Source organism: Dyella sp. CR10, from assembly GCF_055814425.1.
In genome coordinates, this window is record NZ_CP185986.1 from 2,363,133 (window position 1) to 2,380,370 (window position 17,238).

Genomic DNA, 17,238 nt, shown 5'->3' on the forward strand with positions numbered 1-17,238 from the left:
AGGTTACGGCTTGCTCACGGTCAGCGTGGCGCCGCCGGGCGAGCGGGCCTGGACCGTGCGGTCGTACATCGATTCGCCATAGGCCGGCGGAACGATGAACTTGCCGGCGTTGGTCGCCTTGATGCGGTACACGAACTCGCGCACATCGGACGTGGCGGCGCCATAGATCACCACGCGATCCTCGCGGATGTCCGCGTATTCCGGCTGCCAGGTGGACGTGGACAGACCCACCGGCGAACGCCACGCCTCCGGCGCGACTTCGCTGTCGCCGCCCTGGTCGTTCTGCTCGCTGCCGTCTTCCTGATGATCGGTCACCTCCGGCGGCGGCTGGATCACCGGCTCGAAGCCGCCCGGCAGCAGGTCGACGATGGCCACGTTGGACACGCCATCGCTGCGCGTGGCGCGGATCTTCACGTGCACGTCGATCTCATCGCCCACGGTGATCGAACTGAGCGCCTTGCCATCGGTATCGGTGTACTCGCGGATCACCTCCAGGCCTTCCTTGATGGCCTTCGCCGGTGCGTCGCGATCGTAGCCACCCTGGCTGGCGACATACCAGGCCGGCACCGGCCCACCGTTGGTGAAGCGCAAGCGTGCTGCGGCACCGCTCCAGCTGCCGGCCTGCATGAGGTTGCCCTGCACGCTGGCGATGGCCTTCACGCTGCCATCGGCATGTACCTCATCGATGCCCAGCTTGGTCAGGTCGGCGCCGGTCTGCGTGGCATAGGCGTCCAGCGCGAGCAGCGTCATCGAGGACGACAACGTGTTGTACCAGCCATGGGCCAGCGGATAGCTGATGTTCTCCCATACGCGCGGCGACAGGTTCTTGGCCCGCTCAGGGAAATGCTTGCCCAGCACGTAGAGCACGCTGGCATCGCGGATCAGCGAGTCGTAGTAGTAGCCGTAGACGTAGCCCTTGTCCTTGTCGGCGCGTTCGAGCAGCTTCTGCGGGCCGGCGATCAGCTGCGCGGCCTGCTTGTCCTGCTTGAGCAATTGGTAGGAGGCGGCCAGCCAGGCGGCAGCCAGGTCGTTCTTCCACTGGTCTGGATAGGCCTCCTGCAGGCGCTTCTGCACCGCAGCCAGGTCATTGGTGGTGACGTTGCCCTGGCGAGTCAGCAGATAAACCGCGTAGGCGCGTTGACGCAACGTCTCCAGCGAATCCATGCCGTTGTCGCCAGCCAGCTTGCGCAGGTAGTTGTTGCCCGCATCGAACATGTCGGCCGGCACGCTCACGCCGCGGTCGCGCGCCTCGAGCAGGAAGTTCATCGCATAGACGGATACGAACGGCTCGGCATCCGGCGTCGCCACCCACAGGCCGAAGCCGCCCTGCCCATTCTGGCGCGAATGCAGCACGTCGAGGAAGTTGGACAGCGCTTCCTCATTGCTCAGCTTCTTCTCGCTGAGCGCCGGTTGCAGCGCGTGCGCGAATACCGGCACGACCGGCCACTTGGCCACCACCAGACGCGGCATGGCCGCGCTGATCAGCTGTTCGCTGCAGTAGTTCTGGTAATTCACCAGGTAACTGGTGATGCCTTGCGACAGCACCACCGGCAGCGGCGACATCGCGGTATCGCGCGTGGCGTATTCGTCGAACAGCTTGCGCAGGTCCGGCAGGTCCGCTTTGGCGCCTGCGTCCACGCGGCCGACATCGACCTGGGTGCGATAAGCCGAGGCCGGGCGCACCGACAGGTCCACGCTCTGCTTGGCGGATTTGCCGCTGTAGCCGGCGGTGAAGGTCAGGTTGCCCGAACCGAGCTTGTCGGTGGCCTTCACGCGGAACAGCGCCACGCCTTCGCGCATCTCGCCGAGGCTGAGGCTCTGCGTGGCATTGCCCAGCACCTGCAATTGCGGGCCGGTCTTCAGCGTGACCGACACCGGCACCTGCTTGCCGCCCAGGCCCGTGAGATTGTTGGCCACGCCCACGCTCACCTCGGCTTCGTCGCCGGGGGCCAGCATGGAAGGCACGTTGGGCGACAGCACGAAATCGCCGCGCACGGTGGTGGAGCCTTCGAAGGTGCCCACGCGGTCCGGCGACACGGTCACCGCCATCACGCGCAGCTTGCCGTTGAAGTAGTCCGGCACCTGGTAGGTCAGTTCCTTCTCGCCGTCCACGTCGACGATGCCGGACCAGAAGGCCACAGGCTTGTCGCGCTTGCGCTTGAACGGATTGAGCTGGCGCCCGATCGCCGCATCGGCGTCGCCGCCGGGCGCTGCCATGCTCATCAGCTTCTCGAACTCCGGCAGGATCAGGTCGAGGATCTGCGAGGTGCTCACTTCCAGCATGCGCTTGCGGAAGAAGAACTTCAGCGGATCGCCCAGCTTGTAGCGGGCCACCTGGAGGATGCCTTCGTCCACGGCGAACACCACGGCCTTGGTCGGCTGCGGCGAGCTCAGCTTGAAGGTCACCGTCTCGCCCGGTTTCACCAGCGCCGGCGCGTCCACCTTGATGGCGTTGCGTCGGGCGTCCAGATTCACCGAGAACGGCACCACGCCGTAGCTCAGCGGACTCATGAAGATCTCGTCCGAAGCCGGGTCGCGGATGTACTGCACGTTGATGTAGCCGTTGCCCTCGAAGTCCGCCGGCACGGTGATGTGCTGGACCGAACTGGTGGTATCGGCATGGAACCAGGCATGCGCGTAGACCTTGTCGCGCTCGATGGTGATCAGGCCGCTGCCCGCGTAGGGCGCGCGCACGGCGATCTCCACCGATTCGCCCGGCGCATAGTCCTGCTTGGCGAGGCTGAGCTGCAGTTCGGCGTTGCGGTCCAGCGAGCGCGAGACGTTGGCGTCGCCGGCTACCGAGAAGTCCACGCGGTTCACTTCGACGCGGTCAGTGCCGCGCAGGATCACCAGCGCGTAGTTGCCGGGCTTGTCGGTAGGCAGCGCGTAATCCAGTCCTGCGGCCGGGATCGTCAGCGCCTTGTCGTCGACCGGAATTTCCTTGAGCTTGGACTGGTACTTGTAGACGCCCGAGTCCTGTTTGGTCAGCACCGAGATGTAGCGGCGCTCGATCAGCTGCGCGCGCAGATCCTTCAGGTCGATCGCCTTGGCGTGGCTGTCGATGGCCACCAGATGCACGCTGCGCGGCGTGCCGCGGCTGACGTAATCCAGGCTGTCCGCGGCCTTGTAGCCGACCAGCCAATCGTTGGTCGAGACCAGCGTCTGCGCCGCGGCGGCGACGCTGCGCCCACCCTCGGCTTCATAGGCCTTGGCCAGGAAATACAGCTGGTAGGTGGCGTCGGCGTACTTCTTCAGGTCCAGGTCGAACTCGGCATGGCCCTTGTCGTCGGTCTCGCCGTCCTGCAGGGCTTCTTCGTAGCCCTCCTTGGCACGGCGCACGTCGTAGAAGTGATAGTCCGGCCAGCTGCGGAAGGCGGGCCAGGCCGGGCGCAGCGTGAGCGAGGCTTCGACGCGGCGGTTTTCCGCCGGCGTGCCGAACAGGTTCTGCGCGTCGACCAGACCCTTGAGCTGATCCGGCTTCACCCAGCCCTCCGGCACCTGCTGCGACAGCTTGGCTTCGACCTTCATGCGGTCGGGCAGGAACTCCTTCACCTGCACGGTGGTGCTGCCGATCTGTGCTCCGGTCTTGCCGTCCTTGACGATATGGAGGTTCACCGTCCAGGTGCCGGTGGGCGCTGTCTCGGCCGGCGCATAGGACAGCTCGCCGAAACCGCTGGCATCCATCGAGAGCGGCAGCTGCTTCACCGTCACGCCGCGCGGATCGACGATTTCCGCCTGCAGCGGCACGCCGGCCACGCTGCGCGTCCAGCTCGCGGCGCGCACGATCAAGCCGATGTGGAAGGTGTCGCCCGGACGGTAGATGCCGCGATCGGAGAACAGATAGCCGGACAGCTGCCCCTGGTTGGTAGCGTTGCGCTCGCCGCCGATATCGAAGCGCGAGTAATCGAGCTGGCGATCGTAGGTGCCGATGGGCAGGAAGGACAGATCCTCGCCCTTCTTCACCAGGTACATCACCGGGCGCTTGTCGCGCTCCAGGCCCTTGAGCGTCGGGAAGTGCACCGCGCCGTCGGCGCCGGTGATCTCGCTGTACAGCGTCTGCCCGTTTACCGCGAGCACGGACACGCTCGCGCCACCCACCGGCTCGCCGTTGTGGATGGACTGCACGAACACGTCCTGGCTGCCATCGACGGCACGCTTGACCAGCATGCCAAGGTCCGTGACCACGATCAGGCGGGTATCGGTGGGATCGGGCGTATCGCTGTCGCCCTCGTAGCCCTCACTCTCTCCCTCGCTCTCGTCACCTTCGGTTTGGTCGCTCGCGCGTGGGGCGGCTTGCGGCCCCTGCTCCGCCGTTGCCGCGGCGTCGGCCTGTTTCTTTTCCGCTTTGGCGTCATAGCTGGACAGATGCAGCAGGAACACGCCGCGCTTGCCGTCCTTGAGGTACTGCGCAAGGTCGACGCCCTCGTAGTGCGCCTTGCCCGGATCGCCCTTGGGGAAACTGCGCTTCTGTTCGAAGCGGTCGACGATGTGGTCTTCGCTGAAGGCATAGTTGAGCGAAGGCTGCGTGTAGGTCCCCTCGTTGAGGCTCACCAGGTGCTGCAGCTGATCTGGCAGCACGCGGCCGACTTCGACATGCATACCCGGCAGGTTGCGCGAAACCACGGAGATGCGCTTGCTGCCGCTCAGCGACAACAGCGAGCCGTCGGCCATGAAACGCAGCAGCTTGGGATAGTCCGGCACGGTGAACACTTCGATCCGAGGCCGGCCAAGGACGTAGCCGCCGAACGACTTGAGGCCCTTCTCCACGCGCACATAGACGCGCTGGCCGGGCTCGGCGTGGAACTTGAAGCTCTGCGCCGCCTCGTAGTCGGCTTCGGTGGGCACCAGCTCCAGCTTCAGCGGCTGCGACTTTCGCAGCAGTTCTTCGCTGACCTGCGAGGCATCCCACGGGTACGGCGAATCGTCGTCGTCCTGCTCGACCTGCGGATTGCGCGCCGGCAGGATCCACGCCTTCGTCAGGCCGGCCAGTTCGCTGTCGCGCACCGTCCCGCCGACGGTCATCACCATCACCTGCTCGGGTTCGTACTTGTCGTTGTCGACCAGGGTAGGCGTGATTTCGTCGATCTGCAGGCTGTACAGGCCCGGTACTTTCACGTCGGTGCTGAGCTTGTCCTGCGACCCGTCGCCGCCGCGCAGGCTGCGCACGCCCTTGTCGATGGCGTACTTCACCGCACCATCATCGCGCGGCAGCGCCAGTGGCTGGGAATGAATCCAGGCGTGCAGCTTGTACGGGTCGTAGGTGACCGTGTACTTGAGCGAGCTGTCCATGCTCCCTTTCTGCGTCAGCGTGAGCGCGATGCGCTTCTCGAACTGCGCGGTATCCACTGGATAGTTGAAGTCCACTGGCTGGATGGTCTTCTTGGCGGTGGCGTCCTGCGGATCCTGATAGAACTCGCCGCGGCCGAACTTCACCTCGAACGGCGCGATGTCGAAACTGAAATGGTCGTCGGCCATCAGCACATGCGGCGCAAAAGCCTTGGCGACGTCGAAACGCACCTCGATGTGCTTGCCGACCGGCCAATCCTCGGCAGGGGCGAAATGCAGCGTGTGGTCGTCCTGCCAGGTCCATTGGCCTTTCACTACCGGATTCATCACCACGCCCGTGGTGACGGGCTTGCCCACCAGTTCGAGCGGTGCGGCGGAGCGCGAGAACGCCACGGTCAGCGGATGGATCGTGATCGGCTGGGTGGTGTAGTCGGTGATCGACGGCTTGCCCACCTCGAAGGTGATGCGCGTCGGTTCCACCGGCTTGGGCCGGTTCTTGTACCACTCCCACCCGAACCAGCCGCCGGCGGCCAGCGCCACGACAGCCAGCACCATGCCAGCCGACTGCAGCGGCCTGCGCTTCACGAACCCGCCGGTAGCCGGCACCCAGCCGGGCGCGGACCAGGACACCTGGCCGATCAGCGGGCGCAGCAGCAGCGCGATCACATAAAGCAGGCCGCGTACCAGACGGACGGGCAACGAGAGCAGAAACCGCAGCAAATCCATGATGCTTCCTGACAGTTCATCCGATGAAAACTCAAGACGGCGCCTGGCCGGCCTGGGAATCGATTTCCGCATGCGACGACGCCGTCCCACGATGTGGAACAGCGTCGGCGAGCGGTTTTCCCCTCACGCATCCTGCCTGCGATTCATGGCCGGATGCGGTACGGATTGTGACATGCCGGCGCCAGCTTGGGGCGCCGCGCCGGATAGGCTTGCTGGGCGGTGGATCGGGAAAAGCTACGCCACGCCTTCCCCGACCCTCGCCCGGCGGGCGATCAGAGGCCGGCCAGCAGCTCGCGTACGACCGGAGCGAGCTTGGGATCCTGCAAGGCCATGTGCATGGTGGCGCGCACCAGGCCGGCCTTGTTGCCGCAGTCGAAACGGGTACCTTCGAAGCGGTAGGCGAGCACCTTGCCCTGCTCCTTCAGCAGCGCATCGATGGCGTCGGTCAGCTGGATCTCGCCGCCGGCGCCCGGGGTGGTCTTCTCCAGCAGTTCGAAGATACGGCCCGGCAGCACATAGCGGCCGACCACGGCGAGGTTGGACGGCGCGTCGGCCGGCTTGGGCTTCTCCACCATGTGGCGGATCTGCGCACTGCGCGAATCGATCGGCGTGGCGTCGACAATGCCGTACTTGTCGGTGTCGCTTTGCGGCACCTCCTCGACTGCGATGACGCCGGCGGCACCCTGTCCCTGTGCCAGTTCGGCCATCTGGCCCAGCGCACCCTTGCCCTTGTTCCAGATCAAGTCGTCCGGAAGGATCACACCGAACGGCTCGTCGCCGACCACCGGCTTGGCGCACAGCACGGCGTGGCCCAGGCCCAGCGCCTCGGGCTGGGTGACGAAGATTGCGCGCACATTGCGCGGCAGCGTGCCCTGCACCAGGGCGAGCAGTTCGTCCTTGCCCTTCTCCTGCAGCTTCGCTTCCAGCTCGTAGGCCTTGTCGAAGTAGTCGGCGATGGCATGCTTGTAGCGGTTGGTGACGAAAACCAGAGTGTCCGCACCCGCATCGACCGCCTCATCGACCGCATATTGGATCAGCGGCTTATCCAGAACCGGCAGCATTTCCTTGGCGACCACCTTGGTCGCCGGCAGGAAACGCGTACCCAGGCCGGCCACCGGGAAGACCACCTTGCGCAGAGGTTTGCTCACTCACTTCTCTCCTGACTCATTGCGACGTATCGACACCACATTGTCCGGCTGCGCCACGTCGCTCCAGCGGAACGATGGCAGCAGGCTAGACACGCAGCGCCGCAGGTTTTCCTCATCGTAGGCCACCGTGGCTTCGGCGGCCTTCACCAGCTGAGCCTGCAAGAGCTCCCAGGCGACCTGGCGGTACTGAGCAAGGAAGATCTTGGCGTGCGTCGTGGCCACATAGTTCTCGAGCGGATGGAACAGCTCCTCGAACAGTTTCTCGCCCGAACGCAGTCCGGTGTACACGATGGGAATCTCGGTGCCTGGCTTCTTGCCGGCCAGGCGGATCATCTGCTCGGCCAGATCGCGGATCTTCACCGGCTCGCCCATGTCGAGCGCGAAGATTTCGCCGCCCTTGCCCAGGCTGGCCGCCTGCAGGATCAGCTGGCAGGCCTCCGGAATCGTCATGAAATAGCGCGAGATTTCCGGATGCGTGATGGTGACCGGCCCGCCCGCGCGGATCTGCTTGCGGAACAGCGGGACGACCGACCCTGCCGAATCCAGCACATTGCCGAACCGCACCGTGATGTACCGCGTGGTGGAGCGCGCATCGAGGTTCTGGCACCAGATCTCGGCGATGCGCTTGCAGGCGCCCATCACGCTGGTGGGATTGACCGCCTTGTCGGTGGAGATGAGCACGAAGCACTCCACCTGGTGCTGATCGGCTAGGTCCGCCATGTTGCGCGAGGCAAGTACATTGTTGCGGAAGGCCGAGCGCAGCTGCCCCTGCAGCAGCGGCACGTGCTTGTAGGCGGCCGCATGGAACACCACCTGCGGCTTGACCTCCAGGAACAGCCGCTGCATGGCCGCCGTATCACCGCAGTCGGCGAGGATCGGCTCGAACAGAAGCTCGGGGTAGTCCTGCCGCAATTCCTGGGTGATCTGGTAGAGATTGAATTCGCCGTTGTCGACAACGCACAGTGACTGCGCGCCCAGCCGGGCGACCTGGCGGCACAGTTCCGAACCGATTGAACCGCCGCCACCCGTGACCAGCACGCGCTTGCCGGTAAGGGTTTCGCGAATAGCCGTCCAATCGAGCTCGACCGCATCGCGACCGAGCAGGTCCTCGATCGCGACTTCCTTGATTTCGTTGAACTGGGCACGTCCGGCGACGACGTCTTCCAGCTTGGGCACGGTGCGGTACGGCAGGCCGGTCTGGTCGCAGAGTTCGACGACGCGCCGCATTTCTTCCGTGGAAGCGCCGGGCATCGCGATCAGCAGCATCTGTGCGGCGACTTCGCGCGCCAGCTCCGGCAGCAGTTCGATATTTCCCAGGACCGGGCGGCCGTTGATGCTCGCGCCACGCAGACTGTCACGGTCGTCCACGAAACCCACGAGGGTATAGCGACTGTCGCGATGGAGGTCGCGGGCCAATGCCTCGCCCGCCCGGTCTGCGCCGACGATCAGCACGCGCTGTACCGGCTGCGACTGGAACATGTCGATGCGACTGTCCTTCCAGAAGCGATAGGTCAGGCGCGGCCCGCCCAGCAGCACCGACAGCACCACCGGATAGAGCAACAGCACCGAGCGGGGCACGTCCTCCAGGCGGTTGTACAGGAACAGGATCAGGCCGATGCCCAGTGCGCCGATCACCGTCGCACGCAGGATGTTCCATAGGTCCGGCAGGCTGGCGAAACGCCACAGGCCGCGGTAGAGGCCGGTCCAGTTGAGCACCAGTCCCTGAACGGCCAGCACAAGGGGGAACTCGAGCAGGTGAAAATGCAACGCCGCGTCATCGATCAGCGCATAACGCAACGATTTCGCTACCCACCAGGCGACAGCGGCCATCAGCAGGTCGTGCAGGACGACCGCTGCCCGCGGGTGAATCACTCCGATGAATTTACGTAGCGACATGACTGGCCTTGTGCTGGATACGCCACAAACAGTAGCGCCTGGCGCGCATCCAAGCTGCGCCCGCGATCAAATACGTGACGACGCAGATCGTCCACCCCCAACCTCGACAGAACCATGACAGCCATGCCATCGGTGCGGCGATCACAAGGTTCCAGCCCAGGTAGCACGCGCCCCCCGAAGCGTGCGACATGCCACTGCGAACCAGCCATTGGTACAGGTGTTCGCGGTGCGGAGTGTACCAGCGCCGTCCCTTGAGGAAACGGCTAAGCAGGGTAAGGCTAGCGTCCGTTATGAACGATGAACTCAGAATCAGGGCCGGCCACAGCAGGGCCGTATCCACCCGCCACAGCATGGCGGTGAAAGCGAATAGCAAGAACCCGAGGGTGCCGCTACCCACGTCCCCCATGAAAATCGAGGCCCGGGGGCGGTTGTAGCACCAGAATCCCAGGCTGGCCGCGGCCAGGCAGGCCATGGCTACGCCCAGCGCGACCTGCCCTGCCCCGAATGCCAGCAGGCTCAAGCCAATGGCCACGAACAGGCATTGCTGGGCCAGCAAGCCGTCGATGCCATCCATGAAATTGTGCAGATTGATGCTCCAGGCGCCGCCGAGAACCAGCAAAGGCAACCACAACCAGGAGATCGCCCCCGCCACCAGCGCCACACCGAACAGGCCGCACGCCGCCAATTGGACCCCCAGCCGGGGCAATACAGGCAATGAATGGTGGTCGTCCCACCAGCCGATCGCAGCCACCATCACGGTAGACAAGGCCAGCGCCAGCGCGGCTTGCCATGGCCAGACGGGGGGCAACAGCAGCAGGGCCCACGGCGATGTCGCCAGCACCGCAACGACCATGCCGATGCCGCCGCCGCGCGGCGTCGGTATCGAATGCGAGCGCCGCTGCCCTGGCTGGTCCAGCATGCCGCGACGATGGGCGTAGGCAATGGCTCCGCGCACCACGATCAGGGCGACCGCGAACGCTGCCAGCACCATCCCTGAGGCCAGCATGAAAGGCGTCATCGCTCCCTCACTCGTTGGCGACGCCGTGGATGGGGCGGATCGTGCTCCAGCTCTTGCAGCTTGGACACTGCCAATGATGAGCCTTCGCGCCGAAGCCGCAGCGGCTGCAGCGGTACATGGCCTGCCCCTCCAGCAGCTTCCTGGTGAGATCGCGCAGGATCAGGAAGTTCTCGCGCGCCTCGCCCTCCACCTTGTCCATGGTCGCATCGATCAGTGCCATCAGCCCACGCACAGAGGGGCGCTGGCGCAGTTGGGAGGTAAGGAAGTCGATCGCTGTGCGTTCGCCATCGCGCTGCTGGTACAGGCGCGTCAGCGCGAGCACCGGCGAGATGCCGTGATACCGCTCGAGGATGTCGCGCAGGAAACGCTCGGCCCGCTCCATCTGCTGCGAGCGCGCGTAGCTGTTGAGCAGCGGCGGCAGCACTTCCGGCACGAAGGCAATATCCGCTTCCACGGCTGCCTCGTAGGCTTCGACCGCCTTGCCGTGCTGTCCGTCTTCCGCATGCAGGCGGCCGGTAAGCATGAAGGCGCGCACGCAATCGGGCTGACAGGCGAAGGCCTGACGCAGGTATTCGCCCGCATCCTGGCGCGCCCCGTGCTGGCGCGCCTGTTCGGCAAGCTCGCAATAGAACTGCGCCACCATGCTGGCCTCGTCTTCGCCCGTCATGGCCTCGAGACGACGCGCGTGCTCGATGGCCTTGTGCCAGTCGCGTTCGTGCTGATAGATCGCGATGAGATGGCGCAGCGCAGACGGCGCATGCGCATCCATGGCCACCAGATCGGAGAACAGGGTTTCGGCTCGATCGAGCAGGCCCGCGCGCATGTAGTCCTCGCCCAGCTCGAGCAGGGCGACCGTCTTCATCGCATCGGACAGGCCAGGACGCGACACGAGATGCTGGTGCAGGCGAATCGCGCGATCGACCTCGCCGCGGCGGCGGAACAGATTGCCCAGCGCGAGGTGCGTTTCCACCGTGTCGCGGTTGTATTCGGCCAGGCGCAGAAAAACTTCGATCGCCTTGTCCTGCTCTTCGTTGAGCAGGTAGTTCAGGCCGCGGAAGTAATCGGACGACAGCTCGCTCACCTGGGCGCCGGAGCGCTTCGCGCCCGCACTTCGGGCGGTCCACCAGCCACTGGCGAAAGCGACCGGTATCAGCAGGGCCAGCACATAGAGAGCCATCATGCGTCTGCGGGCAACCTGGTGTCCGGGCCCCGAGTCGACTGACGACGCTGACGCCGGTGTCGCATGCTCACGCCCAGCCATGCGGTCAATCCGCCGAGCAACCAGCCGATCACCAGCGCAGTCAGCAGAGCCGCCCCCTTGGGCAGGTGAAAGCGGGCAAACGCGAAGTCGTAATCGACCAGATCGGCGTTGAGCGCCCCCAGCACGACGCCGGCGGCGATGAAAAGCAGCAGGATGAGCACGGCGATCAGTCGCATGGCCGCGACTTTAACCGATTGATGTCGACCGGCACAGGCACCCTTTCGCCAGCAATTCATCATGCGCGCGCTCCGCCCTGTTCGCAGCACGCAAATAAAAAAGAAGGCAGGGCCGGCCCGAAGCCGCCTGCCTTCCGTCAGACCCGTTGCCGGGGTGATGCTTACGCGGAGAGCGCCTGGTCCAGCGCCTGGTTCACCCGCTCGCGCAATTCCTTGCCCGGCTTGAAATGGGGAACATGCTTGCCCGGCAGGGCCACCGCCTCGCCGGTCTTGGGATTGCGGCCCATCCGCGGCGGCCGGTAGTGCAGCGCAAAGCTGCCGAACCCGCGCACTTCGATGCGCTCACCGTGGGAAAGCGCATTGCTCATCTGTTCGATGACGCTTTTTACGGCCAGCTCGACATCGCTGAAGGCCAGATGGGTCTGGCGCCGCGCCAGCGCTTCGATCAATTCGGATTTGGTCATGGGTCCCCAATGTCCGTGACGATGAAACCACGGGGCGGCGCATGCCGCCCCGTGTCTTACGAGGTAAGGCTTTAGTCGGCCTTGTTCAGCTGCTCTTTCAGCAGAGCGCCGAGCTTGGTGGTACCGCCGGAAGCCGACGAGTATTCCTGCATGGCGTCGTGCAGATCTTCTTCATCCTTGGCGCGGATGGAAAGCTGCAGCTGGCGACCCTTGCGGTCCATACCGGTGAACTTGGCCTCGACCTTGTCGCCCACCTTCAGATGCTGAGTAGCATCGTCGATGCGCTCCTTGGCGATGTCGTTGGCGCGGATGTAACCCTCCACACCCTCGCCCAGGTCGACCACGGCGCCCTTGGCGTCCACTTCCTTCACCGTACCGGTGACGACCGTGCCGCGCGGGTTGGTGGCCATGAACTGACCGAACGGATCCTGCTCCATCTGCTTGATGCCGAGGGAAATGCGCTCGCGCTCCGGATCCACCGCCAGCACCACGGCCTCGATCTCGTCGCCCTTCTTGAAGTTGCGCACGAGGTCTTCGCCGGTGCCCTGCCAGGAGATGTCGGACAGATGGACCAGACCATCGATGCCGCCGTCCAGGCCGATGAAGATGCCGAAGTCGGTGATCGACTTGATCTGACCGGACACCTTGTCGCCCTTCTTGTGCATGGCGGCGAAGGCTTCCCACGGGTTCGAGCGGGTCTGCTTGATACCCAGCGAGATGCGGCGACGCTCTTCATCCACGTCCAGCACCATCACTTCGGTCTCGTCGCCGACCTGCACGACCTTGGCCGGGTTGACGTTCTTGTTGGTCCAGTCCATCTCGGACACATGGACCAGGCCTTCCACGCCCGGCTCGATCTCGACGAAGCAGCCGTAATCGGTGACGTTGGAAACCTTGCCGAACAGGCGGCTGCCGACCGGGTAGCGGCGAGCGATGGCGACCCACGGATCGTCGCCCAGTTGCTTCAGGCCCAGCGACACGCGGTTGCGCTCGCGGTCGTACTTCAGCACGCGCACGTCCAGCTCGTCGCCGACGTTGACGACTTCGGACGGATGACGCACGCGCTTCCACGCCATGTCGGTGATGTGCAGCAGGCCGTCGATGCCGCCCAGGTCCACGAACGCGCCGTAGTCGGTGAGGTTCTTGACGGTACCCTTGACCACCGCGCCTTCGGTCAGGCGCTCAAGCAGCTTCTCGCGCTCCTCGGAGAACTCGGTCTCGACGACGGCGCGGCGGCTGACGACCACGTTGTTGCGCTTGCGGTCCAGCTTGATGATCTTGAACTCGAGGTCCTTGCCCTCGAGGTACACCGGGTCGCGGACCGGACGCACGTCGACCAGCGAGCCCGGCAGGAACGCGCGGACGTCCTTGATGTCGACGGTGAAACCGCCCTTGACCTTGCCGGAGATCTTGCCGGTGATGGTCTCTTCCTTCTCGAAGGCCGCCTCGAGGTCGTCCCACACCATGGAACGCTTGGCCTTCTCGCGGGAGAGCTTGGTCTCGCCGAAGCCGTCTTCCAGTGCGTCGAGAGCGACCTTCACTTCGTCGCCCACCTGCACCTCGAGCGTGCCGCTCTCGTCCTTGAACTGCTCGATCGGGACGATGCCTTCGCTCTTGAGGCCGGCGTTGATCACGACGACGTCATTGCGGATTTCCACAACGATGCCGCTGACGATGGCGCCCGGCTTCAGCTTGGAGATGGCCTGTTGGCTCTGTTCAAACAGCTCGGCAAAACTTTCAGTCATGTTGATTCCAGAAATGAGAAAAGGCCTGCTCCACGGCGCGCTTTCGAAGGTTGCGCACGAGTGGATCGGCCCACCGGTTGTGGGTGTCTAAAGGGAAAGGATCCCCATCGGCACCGTTGACCAAAACCCCGCCGCGGCGGGGCACCCTATGTCGTCAGGCACCGGTAGAAGGCTGCACGACGGCAAGTACTTTCGCGACGACGGCATCGATGCTCATGCCAGTGGTGTCCACCAGAACCGCATCCTTGGCCGGCTTGAGCGGCGCGACGGCCCGTGACGCATCGCGGGCATCGCGCGCTTCGATCTCGCGCTGAAGAGTCGCAAGTGTAACGCTGAGACCCTTTTCTTTCAACTGTTTATAGCGCCTTTTCGCCCTTTCCACGGCACTGGCCGTCAGGAAGACCTTATAGGGAGCGTCCGGGAAGATCACCGTGCCCATGTCCCGCCCGTCGGCCACCAGGCCAGGCGCCTTGCGGAAGCCCAGCTGCAGGTCGACCAGGGCGGTCCGGACCGACGGGATCGAAGCGATCGCCGATGCGGCGGCGCCGGCAGTCTCCGTACGCAGCTCATCGGTGGCGTCGTGGCCATTGACCAGGACCCGGGTATCGCTGCCGTCGGATGCGGCCTGGAAGCGGATCTTGACCTGCTGCGCGCAGCGGGTGACTGCCTCAGCGTCGGACAGGTCCAGCCCTTCCATGCCGGCCGCGTAACCCACCGCCCGGTACAGCGCGCCCGAATCGAGCAGACGCCAGCCCAGATGCTCGGCGACCAGCCGGCTGATCGTGCCCTTGCCCGACCCCGAAGGCCCGTCGATAGTCAATACGGGGGCGGGCGAAGAAGGACTCATGGACAGCTCCGGCGGCGGGCAAAGGGGCTATGTTAACGCGTTGACCCCACCTGGAGCGCGTGCTATCTAGCCCGCCCGCCTCTGCCAACACGACGCCAGCCCTCCCATGAGCGACGACCTTCAAAGCGAGTTCGAACAAGCCGCCGAGGACGTCCAGGGGCTGGGCGAGCGCCCCGACAACGACACCCTGCTGAAGCTCTATGCGCTCTTCAAGCAAGGCTCCGAAGGCGACAACCAGGCACCCGCGCCCGGCTTCTTCGATTTCGTCGGCACCGCCAAACACCAGGCCTGGGCAAAGCTGCAAGGAATGCCCCGCGACGAGGCCATGCGCCACTACATCGACTTGGTCCGTCAGCTGCTTGCCTGAAGCCTTGCTTTTGGGCTTGCCCCGCAGGCACATTCATACGCTCGTTTGAACATTTCGGGCTGTATGGACTATCCACACCTGTTTGCCCCGCTCGACCTCGGTCATACGACCCTGCCCAACCGCATCCTGATGGGCTCGATGCATACCGGCCTGGAAGACAAGGCTGCCGACTACGACAAGCTGGGCGCCTACTTCGCCGAACGCGCCCGTGGTGGCGTGGGACTGATGGTCACCGGCGGCATCGCGCCAAGCATCGAGGGCTGGCTCAAGCCGTTCGGCGGCCGCCTTTCGATGCCCTGGCACGTCGCGCGGCACCGCAAACTCACCCGCGCCGTGCACCAGGAAGGCGGCAAGCTGTGCATGCAGATACTGCATGCGGGACGCTACGGCTATCACCCGCTGTCGGTCGCACCATCGAAGGTCAAATCGCCGATCACGCCATTCACGCCACGCGCGCTGTCTTCCCGCGGCGTCGAACGGACCATTGGCGACTTTGTCCGCTGTGCGCAGCTGGCGCGTGAGGCGGGCTACGACGGCGTCGAGGTGATGGGCTCGGAGGGCTATCTGATCAACCAGTTCCTGGTGGAACGAACCAACCACCGCACCGACGCCTGGGGTGGCGACGCGACCGGGCGCATGCGTTTTGCGGTGGAAATCGTGCGGCGCATGCGCGAAGCGGTGGGTCGCGATTTCATCATCATCTATCGGCTGTCCATGCTCGACCTGGTGGAACAGGGCCAGGCATGGGACGAGATCGTCACGCTGGCCAAGGCCATCGAAGCCGCCGGCGCCAACATCATCAACACCGGTATCGGCTGGCACGAAGCACGCATCCCTACCATCGTCACGAGCGTGCCGCGCGGTGGCTTTGCCTGGGTCACGCGCAAGCTCAAGGGTGAAGTGGGCATTCCACTGATCACCACCAACCGCATCAACATGCCTGAAGTGGCGGAACGCATCCTTGCCGACGGCGATGCGGACATGGTGTCCATGGCCCGCCCGCTGCTTGCCGATCCGGCGTGGGCCGATAAGGCGCGCAACGGGCGAAGCGATCGCATCAACACTTGCATCGCCTGCAATCAGGCTTGCCTGGACCATGTGTTCCAGAACCAGCGCGCGAGCTGCCTGGTCAATCCTCGCGCCTGCCACGAGACCGAGCTGATCGTCGAGCCTGCGGCCGCCCGCAAGCGCATTGCGGTGGTTGGCGCGGGGCCGGCAGGCATGGCTTGCGCAGCCACGCTGGCAGAACGCGGCCACGCGGTCACGCTGATCGACCAGGCGGAGGACATCGGCGGCCAGTTCAACTACGCCAAGCGCATTCCTGGCAAAGAAGAGTTCCACGAGACCCTGCGCTATTTCCGTCATCGCCTCGCCGACGCCGGCGTCGCACTGCAATTGCGCACGAAGGCGGATGTGGCCGCGCTGGCCAGCTACGACGAAGTGGTCGTCGCCACGGGCATCGCGCCGCGCAAGGTCTCGTTTCCGGGTTCCGACGATCCGCGCGTACTGAGCTACCTGGATGTGCTCGCGCACGACAAGCCGGTCGGGCAGCGCGTGGCGATCATTGGCGCCGGCGGCATCGGTTTCGACGTGGCCGAGTTCCTGGTCGAGCACGCACCCTCGCCTAGCACAGACATCGCTCGCTGGACGCGCGAGTGGGGCGTTGACACTCATCTTGACGCCCGCGGCGGCCTGCAGCCGGCACAACCCGAGAAACCAGCCCGCCAAGTCTGGCTGATGCAACGTTCCGAAGGCCGCCCTGGCGCGCGTCTCAACAAAACTACCGGGTGGGTCCATCGCGCCACGCTCAAGAACAAGCAGGTGACAATGCTGGGCGGCGTCTCTTATGAACGCTTCGGCGAAGCCGGTCTGCACGTCATCGTGGATGGCAAGCCGCAAGTGCTGCCGGTGGACAACCTGGTGATCTGCGCTGGCCAGGAACCGCTACGCGAACTCGCCGACGCCCTGCTCGCGGCCGGCTTGAAAGCCCATGTCATCGGGGGCGCCGATGTGGCCGCCGAACTCGATGCCAAGCGCGCCATCGCGCAGGGAACGCAACTGGCCTGCTCTCTTTGAGAGCGGGCCGGTTTTTCCGGAGCGGTCTTTTCGGGGCGCAAAAAAGGAAAGCGCCCCGCGAAACGACGCGTCGATAGCGGGCCAGGGGGAGGGGCCGGGTATCGCGGGGGTAGCGTCGCTGCGGGGCGAGGGTCGCCGCCACCTGGGGGGAGGGGACGGTGGCGGGACGAAAGAAATCATAGGTTCGACAGATCACATAAACCAATATATATTTTTGCCGCAACTTAT

The 17,238-nt window shown here is 64.9% G+C and carries 11 protein-coding genes; 2 read left to right on the forward strand and 9 right to left on the reverse strand.

Features of this window, described 5'->3' with window-relative positions; translation table 11 throughout:
• Positions 1–3: 3 nt before the first annotated feature.
• The 9 genes from ACNR9O_RS10510 to cmk form a co-directional block, all read right to left on the reverse strand.
• Positions 4–6,012, reverse strand: coding sequence for an alpha-2-macroglobulin (locus ACNR9O_RS10510; protein WP_473680789.1), 6,009 nt, complete (start codon positions 6,010–6,012; stop codon positions 4–6).
• Between the two features lie 272 nt (positions 6,013–6,284).
• Entirely contained in the window at positions 6,285–7,160 is an 876-nt protein-coding gene (galU, locus tag ACNR9O_RS10515; RefSeq protein ID WP_473680787.1) for a UTP--glucose-1-phosphate uridylyltransferase GalU, read from the reverse strand.
• Entirely contained in the window at positions 7,161–9,056 is a 1,896-nt protein-coding gene (locus ACNR9O_RS10520; RefSeq protein ID WP_473680785.1) for a polysaccharide biosynthesis protein, read from the reverse strand.
• Positions 9,043–10,074, reverse strand: a complete 1,032-nt coding sequence (locus tag ACNR9O_RS10525) for a glycosyltransferase family 4 protein (RefSeq protein ID WP_473680783.1) — start codon at positions 10,072–10,074, stop codon at positions 9,043–9,045. The genes ACNR9O_RS10520 and ACNR9O_RS10525 overlap by 14 nt, the downstream gene beginning before the upstream one ends.
• A gap of 7 nt (positions 10,075–10,081) precedes the next feature.
• On the reverse strand, positions 10,082–11,254 hold the full coding sequence (gene lapB, locus ACNR9O_RS10530) for a lipopolysaccharide assembly protein LapB (RefSeq protein WP_473680781.1): 1,173 nt from the start codon (positions 11,252–11,254) through the stop codon (positions 10,082–10,084).
• Positions 11,251–11,511 (reverse strand): lipopolysaccharide assembly protein LapA domain-containing protein, encoded by a 261-nt coding sequence (locus ACNR9O_RS10535; RefSeq protein ID WP_473680779.1) that lies wholly within the window; start codon positions 11,509–11,511, stop codon positions 11,251–11,253. The genes lapB and ACNR9O_RS10535 overlap by 4 nt, the downstream gene beginning before the upstream one ends.
• Positions 11,512–11,672: 161 nt before the next feature.
• The gene (locus ACNR9O_RS10540) at positions 11,673–11,975 is read right to left on the reverse strand and encodes an integration host factor subunit beta (RefSeq protein ID WP_473680777.1); all 303 of its coding nucleotides are present in this window, start codon (positions 11,973–11,975) and stop codon (positions 11,673–11,675) included.
• 71 nt (positions 11,976–12,046) lie between these two features.
• Positions 12,047–13,720 carry a 30S ribosomal protein S1 gene (gene rpsA / locus ACNR9O_RS10545; protein ID WP_473680775.1) on the reverse strand — a complete coding sequence of 558 codons (1,674 nt, stop codon included), beginning with the start codon at positions 13,718–13,720 and terminating at the stop codon, positions 12,047–12,049.
• 154 nt (positions 13,721–13,874) lie between these two features.
• Positions 13,875–14,567, reverse strand: a complete 693-nt coding sequence (cmk, locus tag ACNR9O_RS10550; protein WP_473680773.1) for a (d)CMP kinase — start codon at positions 14,565–14,567, stop codon at positions 13,875–13,877.
• 106 nt (positions 14,568–14,673) lie between these two features.
• Between cmk and ACNR9O_RS10555 the strand changes: the two genes are divergently transcribed.
• Positions 14,674–14,934 carry an acyl-CoA-binding protein gene (locus ACNR9O_RS10555; protein ID WP_473680771.1) on the forward strand — a complete coding sequence of 87 codons (261 nt, stop codon included), beginning with the start codon at positions 14,674–14,676 and terminating at the stop codon, positions 14,932–14,934.
• Between the two features lie 63 nt (positions 14,935–14,997).
• Positions 14,998–17,010: a 2,4-dienoyl-CoA reductase FMN-binding domain-containing protein gene (locus ACNR9O_RS10560; RefSeq protein ID WP_473680769.1), complete on the forward strand. Its 2,013-nt coding sequence runs from the start codon at positions 14,998–15,000 to the stop codon at positions 17,008–17,010.
• The last annotated feature ends 228 nt before the right edge of the window (positions 17,011–17,238 follow it).

What these genes read in the sequence shown, in the direction of transcription:
- ACNR9O_RS10510 (WP_473680789.1), bottom strand. Translation starts at nt 6,012, where the DNA reads ATGGATTTGCTGCGGTTTCTGCTCTCGTTGCCCGTCCGTCTGGTACGC.
- ACNR9O_RS10520 (WP_473680785.1), bottom strand. Translation starts at nt 9,056, where the DNA reads ATGTCGCTACGTAAATTCATCGGAGTGATTCACCCGCGGGCAGCGGTC.
- ACNR9O_RS10525 (WP_473680783.1), bottom strand. Translation starts at nt 10,074, where the DNA reads ATGACGCCTTTCATGCTGGCCTCAGGGATGGTGCTGGCAGCGTTCGCG.
- lapB (WP_473680781.1), bottom strand. Translation starts at nt 11,254, where the DNA reads ATGATGGCTCTCTATGTGCTGGCCCTGCTGATACCGGTCGCTTTCGCC.
- ACNR9O_RS10535 (WP_473680779.1), bottom strand. Translation starts at nt 11,511, where the DNA reads ATGCGACTGATCGCCGTGCTCATCCTGCTGCTTTTCATCGCCGCCGGC.
- ACNR9O_RS10540 (WP_473680777.1), bottom strand. Translation starts at nt 11,975, where the DNA reads ATGACCAAATCCGAATTGATCGAAGCGCTGGCGCGGCGCCAGACCCAT.
- rpsA (WP_473680775.1), bottom strand. Translation starts at nt 13,720, where the DNA reads ATGACTGAAAGTTTTGCCGAGCTGTTTGAACAGAGCCAACAGGCCATC.
- cmk (WP_473680773.1), bottom strand. Translation starts at nt 14,567, where the DNA reads ATGAGTCCTTCTTCGCCCGCCCCCGTATTGACTATCGACGGGCCTTCG.
- ACNR9O_RS10555 (WP_473680771.1), top strand. Translation starts at nt 14,674, where the DNA reads ATGAGCGACGACCTTCAAAGCGAGTTCGAACAAGCCGCCGAGGACGTC.
- ACNR9O_RS10560 (WP_473680769.1), top strand. Translation starts at nt 14,998, where the DNA reads ATGGACTATCCACACCTGTTTGCCCCGCTCGACCTCGGTCATACGACC.